A 7,194-nucleotide genomic window follows, 5' to 3' on the forward strand; every position below is an offset into this window, starting at 1 on the left:
CCGCCGGCGGCTCACCGGCACCCAGGTGACCACGTCAAATGCCCCGGAAAACCGCTCCGCGGCGCAGCGGGCCACCAGCTCGCCCATGGGTCCCGCCGCCGCGCTGGCCCCCTGGAATTTGAAGCGCAGCAGGCCCTCTCGGACCTGCTTTTCATACCACAGCGGAGCGGCACACTGCACACCGCCGGAAAGTTTCCGCACGCCCTCCCTCTCCTCTGTCCAGGGAAGTGTCTTTTCACAGGCCGGACAGATGCCGGCGTGGTCCAAAACTTTTCCACAAAAAGGACATTTTGGTGGGAAAAAGAGGTCCAGAAGTTGATGAATCCAATCCCTCATGGCTCCAATAATGCATCATAGGTGGTGTGCAGCGCATCCCGGATTCCACGTAGCTGGGATGCACGGATATGCTGAGTGCCCCGCTCGATTTTTACCAGCGTTTCCCGCGTCATCTCCACGCCTTCCAGCTGGAGGAGGCGGACCAACTCTGTCTGCCCGATTTTCTGCCGGGTGCGAATTTTGCGGATATTTGCACCGATGGCAATATCCTGCTTAATTTTCTGCTCTGCCATACCATCCTCCGCCAAATGGACTTATTTGGGTCCAGTCTGGCTTTATTGTATGGAGGCATGTATCTTAAAAGGGACCAATATGGGTCCTAATTTTGTCGTGAATACAAAAAGAGCGAAAGCAGTGAATGCTTTCGCTCTTTTCTCAGTTTCCGTGCAGTCCATTTCCGTTGGAGAGCCGCCACTTCAAGCCCGAGTACCGGCGCTGCTGGCGGTCGTTGGCCGCCATGGCCCGGATGGCGGCGTCATCTCCCACCACCACCAAAAGCTCCCGGGCCCGGGTGAGGGCTGTGTACAGCACCCCCCGCACCATCAAGGACTGAGCCGCCGGCATGGCGGCCAGCACCACGGCCCGGTACTCGCTGCCCTGGGCCTTGTGGACCGTCTGGGCGTAGGCCAGGTCCAGCTCGCTGAGCTGCTCCACGCCGTAGAGCGCGCTGCGGCCATCAAAGTCCACCGACAGCCACTCGCCGGAGGGATCGATCTGGGTGATCTTGCCCACGTCGCCGTTGAACATCCCGGTGCCCACAGTGCCGTCCGCCTTTTCCCACACCACGTCGTAGTCGTTGCGGGTCTGCATGATCCGGTCCCCCTCCCGGAACAGCCGTTCGCCCCAGAGGATCTCCCGCTTGTCCGGTGTCTTGGGATTGAGGGCCTCCTGCAAACACCGGTTGAGGTTCATCGTGCCGCTGGGGCCCTTGCGGGTGGGGGTGAGCACCTGGATTTGGTCCGCCGGGATGCCCATGTTCTCCGGCAGCCGCTTTTTGCAAAGCTCCACCACCGTGGCCACCGTCCGCTCCGGGTCCCGGCGGCAGAGGAAGAAGAAATCCCCCTGGTTGTTGGTCAGCTGAGGCGGCTGGCCCAGGTTCACCGCGTGGGCGTTGCGGATGATGGCGGAGGTCTCCGCCTGGCGGAACACCTCCCGCAAAAATACGGTCTCCGCCCGGCCGCTGCGAATCAGGTCGGAAAACACGTTCCCGGCTCCCACCGAGGGCAGCTGGTCCGCGTCTCCCACCAGCACCAGCCGGGTCCCCGGCCGCAGCGCCCGCAGCAGCGCGGAGAAGAGGGATACGTCCACCATGCTCATCTCATCCACGATGACGGCGTCCGCCTCCAGCGGCTCCTTCTCCGTCTTCTGGAAGGTCACCTGATGGGTCCGCTCGTTCCAGGTCATTCCCAGCAGGCGGTGGACCGTCTGCGCCTCCATGCCCGTCAGCTCGCTCATTCGCTTGGCCGCCCGGCCGGTGGGCGCCGCCAGCACAATGTCCAACCCCATCTTCTGAAAAAGTGCCACAATACCCCGGACGGTGGTGGTCTTGCCGGTGCCGGGGCCGCCGGTGAGGATCAGTACCCCCACTCGGCCCGCCAGCTCCACCGCCTCCCGCTGCCGGGGAGCGTAGGTGATGCCCTGCTGGCGCTGGATCTCCTCCACCGCCCGCCGGGCCTGGCGGCTCTCATCCGGTGCCGCCGCCAGCAGTGCGTTCAGCCGGGCGGCAGCGGAGGTCTCCGCCTCCCACAACCGGCGGAGATAGCAGGCCTCCACATTGGCTACCGGCTCCTGCACCACCGCGCCCCGCTCCACCAGCTTGTCCAGCGCCCGCTCCACCGGCTCCTCCGTACATTGGAGCAGCTGGGCAGTGGCGGCCACCAGCTTGGGCCGGGGCAAAAACACATGGCCGTTGTTCTCGTTGTGGCTCAGCTCAAAGGTCACCGCCGCCTGAATCCGCTCGTCGCTGTCCGGGTCGATGCCCATGCCCAGGGCGATGCGGTCGGTGACGGAAAAATCCACGCCGCAGCTGTCCCCGGAGAGCAGATACGGATTTTTCTCCACCATCTCCAGCGCCGCGTCTCCATACTGCTGGCGCAGCTGCATGGCCAGCACCGGCGGCAGCTCGTACCGGGCGAGAAACGCCATCAGCCGCCGGAGTCCCATGTGCTGGCGGAAACTCTCAGCGATCTCCTGGGCCTTTTTCGCCGTGATGCCCTTGATGAGGTTCAGCCGCTCCGGCTCCCGCTCCAGGATGTCCAGCGTCTCCACACCGAAGCGGTCCACGATCCGCCGGGCGGTGGCAGGCCCCACGCCCCGGCAAATGCCGGAGGAGAGGTAGTCGAAAATCTCCTCCTCATCCTCCGGCAGCATCCGCTCCAGCTCCACCGCCCGCAGCTGTTCCCCATGCTGGGGATGGGTCTCCCACACGCCGGACACCGTCAGGTGCTCGCCGGGGGCCACGCAGGGGATGCAGCCCACCACCGTGACCACCTCGCCCTCCTCCGTCAGGAGGCGGAGAACGGTATAGCCGTTTTCGGCGTTTTGAAAGATCACACTATGTACAGTGCCCTCGCAGGCGGTCAGTTCCTCCATGGTCGTCTCGTTCCTCTATTCCACTTGAAATTTGGCCCCGTCCACCAGGACCACGTCCTTGCCCCGGTCCGCGAGGCATGCTGCCAGCGCCTTGGCGTCGTCGCTGAGCCCACAGTCCGCCAGGACGATCTTCGCCCCCGGCAGATGGTTCCGGGCCCGGCGCAGCTCCCGTACGTCCGCCTCCATAGCCAGCGCCTCGCCCCGGACGGGCAGCACCAGCAAGACCCCCGGAATCACCGGGCGCCCGGCGTGGAGCAGCGCCCCCGCCACCAGCCAGACCACCGTGGTCACGCCCACAGCGGAGAAAAACGCCAGCAAGCCGTCCTGAAACAACATCATCCCAATCACCTCGGGATAGCCTATGCCCGGGGGCTGTCCGGGGTGATTTGCCGCTTACGCGGAGCCGCCGCGCTTCCGCTTACCGCCCAATGCCGAGCTCCGCCAGGATGGCCTCCTCCCGGGCCCGCATCTGCCGTTTCTGAGGGCCCTCGTCCAGGTGGTCATAGCCCAGCAGGTGCAGCACGGAGTGGACCACCAGATAGGCAAGCTCCCGCCGCTTGGGATGACCGTACTCCTTGGCCTGGGCCGCCACATGCTCCATGGAGATCACCATGTCCCCCAGGGGCACCAGCCCCGTGCCGGGGTCCGCGTCCTCAGACGTAGGCAGCTGGCCCGGCGTCAGGTCAAATTCCGGAAAGCTCAAAACGTCCGTGGCCCGGTCCACGTTCCGCATGTCCTGGTTGATGGCGTGGATGTTCTCGTCATTGGTCAGCAGCACGTCCACCTCGCAGGGGAAATCCACCCCCTCGGCGGCCAGTGCCGTGCGGATGACCTTGCGGATAAGGGCACAATTGCCCTCACTGGCGGCGCCGGGCACGTCCGCCGTCACCGGGATATAATGCCGCTTTGCCATCACTTGCGCCCCTTTCCGCCGTTTTTGGCCTCCTCGTACCGCTCGTAGGCCTCCACGATCCGCTGCACCATCACATGGCGCACCACGTCCGCGTTGGTCAGCTGGCAGATGCCGATGCCCTCCACATTCCGCAGCACCCGCATGGCCTCCTTCAAACCGGAACTCTTGTCCGCCGGCAGGTCGATCTGGGTCACGTCGCCGGTGATGACGATCTTGGACCCAAAACCCAGACGGGTCAAAAACATCTTCATCTGCTCCCGGGAGGTGTTCTGGGCCTCGTCCAGGATGATGAAGCTGTCATCCAGGGTGCGGCCACGCATATACGCAAGAGGCGCCACCTCGATATTGCCCCGCTCCAGATACTTCTGGTACGTCTCCGCCCCCAGCATGTCAAAGAGGGCGTCATACAGCGGCCGCAGGTACGGGTCCACCTTGCTCTGAAGGTCGCCAGGCAGAAAGCCCAGCCGTTCGCCGGCCTCCACCGCAGGACGGGTAAGGATGATGCGATTGACCTGCTTGTCCCGGAAGGCAGCCACGGCGGCGGCCACGGCCAGGTACGTCTTGCCGGTACCTGCCGGGCCCACGCCGATGGTGACGGTATTGTGGAGCACGGACTTGATATACTCCTTTTGTCCGATGGTCTTGGGCTTCACCGGGCGGCCCTTGGCGGTGATGCACAGCACGTCGCCTGTCAGCTCCGAGATCTGCGTCTCCTTTCCGCTGCGGACCAGCCCGATGACATAGCGCACATTCTGCTCGCCGATGGCCTCTCCCCGGGAAGAGAGGGTCAGCAGGGCCTGGATGGCCTTACAAGCCAGCATGGTCTCCTCCGGCTCTCCCTCTACCCGCAGCTCACCGTCCCGGTTCACCACGGTCACATGGAATTCCTGCTCCAGAAGGCGGATGTTTTCATCAAAGGACCCAAAAATGTTCACGGCCTGTTCCAGCCGTTCAATGCTGATTCGCTGTTCCAATGTTTCGCTCACTCCCAAATCGTGTTCCGGGCCTCAGGGGTCCGGGGTATCGTCGCTCACATAAATGGGCGCTGTCCGGGCGATCTCCTCCCGGCACTCCGCCGCCAGCGTCACTTCCAGTACGTCCCCCCGCTGCCGGGAGGTACAGAGTGTGGTGGTGACGGTGCCATACGGGTCCACCAGACTGTGGAGGTATTCCGTCAGGATGGCTTCTCCGGCAGATTCCGCCGCAGCGGGGTCCATCCCGGTCTCCGCACGCTCATAAAAATGATAGGTCTCCCGCACCAGCGTCACCGGCAGCCGCAGCCCCAGCAGCGTCCAGGGGTACCTGGTGGTTATTTTATCATATTCTGCCCCTTCGATGCTACTGTTTCCATAGAATTTTACCCGATGCGTACCAAAGATCAGCGACCAGCCGGTTTTTTTCCGCCCGGTGTAGGACTTCGTCTCCGCCGCCAGCGGCATCCGGGTGGTGAGGGTGTACCAGGTCCGGGCCGTGACGGACCCTCGCCCCGCCAGAATCCGGGCGCCCACGGTGTCCGTGTCCTCTACGCCGGAGATCAGCAGCTGTCCCTCTTCCACCGAGGTCCCCGGCAGCACCATGTTCACACCCTCCGTGCTCTGGATCGTGAGAACCAGCCCCGCCCGGCGGGCCACCACGTTGGTGGGGGTGCGCTCGTCCACCATCTCCGGCTTTTTGACCCGCTCCCGCACCTGCACGGTGGCCCGGCATCCGGAGACATTGACCGTCAGCCAGCTCAGTTCCGGGATCTCCAGCAGCACCTGGTTGCGCAGGCCCTCCGGGTCCAGGGAAAAGGAAAACGTGCCGATCCCCACGCCGTTTTGCTCCAACGCCCGCAAAATCTCCTCATCGGGCACAGTCTCGTTGCCCTCTACCTGAAAATCCCAGATGAAAAAGGAGCCGTATACCATGGCGGCGGCACACAGTCCCAGTCCCGCCAGCAGCACATACCGCCGGCGGAACCGCAGCAGAAAATAGGGCGCCCCCTCCCGGCCCACCACCGTAACAGTACAGTCCATCTCCTGGACCGCCCGCCGCAGTGTCCGGCTGTCCCGGCGGCTCATGCGGCAGGTAAAGGCCTTATCAGAGTCCCAGGCCACATCCCAGAAGGAAAGGTTCCGGGCGCCGCACAGGTTCAGCACCCGCTCCGGGAACGGTGCCTCCACCCGCAGCCGCACCTGACCCTGTATCCGGTTGACAACTTCTTTGAGCATCGGCTACCTCACCCATTCCACGGCGTTGATCTGCCCGCCGATCCGCACTTCCTCCGCCGTCATCGCCACAAGAGACAACCGCTCTCCTCGGACCCGCAGGACTCCGGCGGCGGTATTGACATCGATCTGTGTGTCGCTGTATGCAAGGATGCCCAGATGACGCTCCAAATACAGCTGACGGCCGCCGATCATCTCCAGACGGGGAAGTCCGGCCACCACATCCGCCGGCAAATCGAACAGCTCTGCCACCGCCCCCAGCACACCGCCATCCGTTCCTTTTCGATTCCGCTCCATCGTCTTCTCACCTCTTTGCGACTGTATGCGGCGGCAGCCCGGAACTTGCCTGTCCCCGCCTCCCGGCATATGCGCCCGGAAAATGGCATAGGGTAAAGGGGTGATGTGAATGAAAGCACGGTGGCGGATGGCAGCATGCCTCCTTTTGTGCGGCGTGCTGGTGTGGTTTTTGGCGGACGCCGGGCAGGTCCGGCAGGATGTGTCTGCGGCGCTGGCCCTGTGCGCCCGATCGGTCATCCCGGCGCTGTTCCCGTTTTTGGCGGTTTCCACCCTGCTGCTGCGGCTGGGCTTTGGGGAACTGGCCGCCCCCTGGCTGGCGGGGCTGATGGAACCGCTGTTCCGGGTGGACGGCGCCGGCAGCTCTGCACTGCTGCTGGGGCTGGTGGGCGGCTACCCCATCGGTCCCCGGACCACAGCAGAGCTGTACCGCCAGGGCTCACTGCGAAAGGATGAGGCGGAGCGGCTGCTGACGTTTTCCAACAACTCCAATCCGGTATTCCTGATCAGCGTCCTGGGCATCGGCGTATTTGGCAGCGTTCGCGTGGGCATCTGGCTGTGGCTGATCCATGTGCTCTCCGCACTGCTGACGGGACTGTGCTTTCGCCGGTACCGGGCCAGTTCCTCTGCCCCGCAGGCTCCGACAAGGGGTTCCGCTTTTCACGCAGTCTCCTTCTCCGCCGCGTTGGTGGAGTCCGTACGGGCCGCCTGCTCCGGCATTTTATCCGTGTGTGCCTTTGTGCTGTTCTTCTACGTGCTGGCCCGGCCCCTCTCCGCCCTGCCCCCTCCTCTCGGGCCGGTGCTGGTGGGCGTCACAGAGCTGTTTTCTCTGACGCCGCTGCTGACAGCGGA

9 protein-coding genes are annotated in these 7,194 nt (G+C 64.1%); 1 reads left to right on the forward strand and 8 read right to left on the reverse strand.

Going from position 1 to position 7,194, the window contains the following annotated elements; translation table 11 throughout:
• The 8 genes from QZL67_RS03985 to QZL67_RS04020 all read right to left on the reverse strand — a co-directional run.
• On the reverse strand, nucleotides 1–336 hold a 336-nt coding region (locus QZL67_RS03985), incomplete at its 3' end, for a ComF family protein (RefSeq protein WP_292919825.1).
• Nucleotides 333–569 (reverse strand): helix-turn-helix domain-containing protein, encoded by a 237-nt coding sequence (locus QZL67_RS03990; protein ID WP_022289474.1) that lies wholly within the window; start codon nucleotides 567–569, stop codon nucleotides 333–335. The genes QZL67_RS03985 and QZL67_RS03990, both read right to left, overlap by 4 nt.
• Nucleotides 570–711: 142 nt before the next feature.
• Nucleotides 712–2,928: an ATP-dependent RecD-like DNA helicase gene (locus QZL67_RS03995; protein ID WP_022289475.1), complete on the reverse strand. Its 2,217-nt coding sequence runs from the start codon at nucleotides 2,926–2,928 to the stop codon at nucleotides 712–714.
• A 15-nt stretch (nucleotides 2,929–2,943) separates the two neighbouring features.
• Complete coding sequence (locus QZL67_RS04000) at nucleotides 2,944–3,267, reverse strand: hypothetical protein (RefSeq protein ID WP_022289476.1); 324 nt, start codon at nucleotides 3,265–3,267, stop codon at nucleotides 2,944–2,946.
• Between the two features lie 79 nt (nucleotides 3,268–3,346).
• A complete protein-coding gene (gene ybeY / locus QZL67_RS04005; protein ID WP_022289477.1) occupies nucleotides 3,347–3,841 on the reverse strand; it encodes an rRNA maturation RNase YbeY in 495 nt (164 codons plus the stop codon).
• Entirely contained in the window at nucleotides 3,841–4,815 is a 975-nt protein-coding gene (locus tag QZL67_RS04010) for a PhoH family protein (protein WP_292919827.1), read from the reverse strand. The genes ybeY and QZL67_RS04010 overlap by 1 nt, the downstream gene beginning before the upstream one ends.
• Before the next feature lie 33 nt (nucleotides 4,816–4,848).
• On the reverse strand, nucleotides 4,849–6,051 hold the full coding sequence (locus QZL67_RS04015) for a sporulation protein YqfD (RefSeq protein ID WP_022289479.1): 1,203 nt from the start codon (nucleotides 6,049–6,051) through the stop codon (nucleotides 4,849–4,851).
• A 3-nt stretch (nucleotides 6,052–6,054) separates the two neighbouring features.
• A complete protein-coding gene (locus QZL67_RS04020) occupies nucleotides 6,055–6,345 on the reverse strand; it encodes a YabP/YqfC family sporulation protein (protein ID WP_022289480.1) in 291 nt (96 codons plus the stop codon).
• 127 nt (nucleotides 6,346–6,472) lie between these two features.
• Here QZL67_RS04020 and QZL67_RS04025 point away from each other — a divergent pair.
• A partial coding sequence (locus QZL67_RS04025) for a sporulation protein (RefSeq protein WP_292919829.1) occupies nucleotides 6,473–7,194 on the forward strand: 722 nt, incomplete at its 3' end.

This window comes from Oscillibacter sp. CAG:155 (assembly GCA_000436875.1).
Lineage (GTDB): Bacteria > Bacillota > Clostridia > Oscillospirales > Oscillospiraceae > Oscillibacter.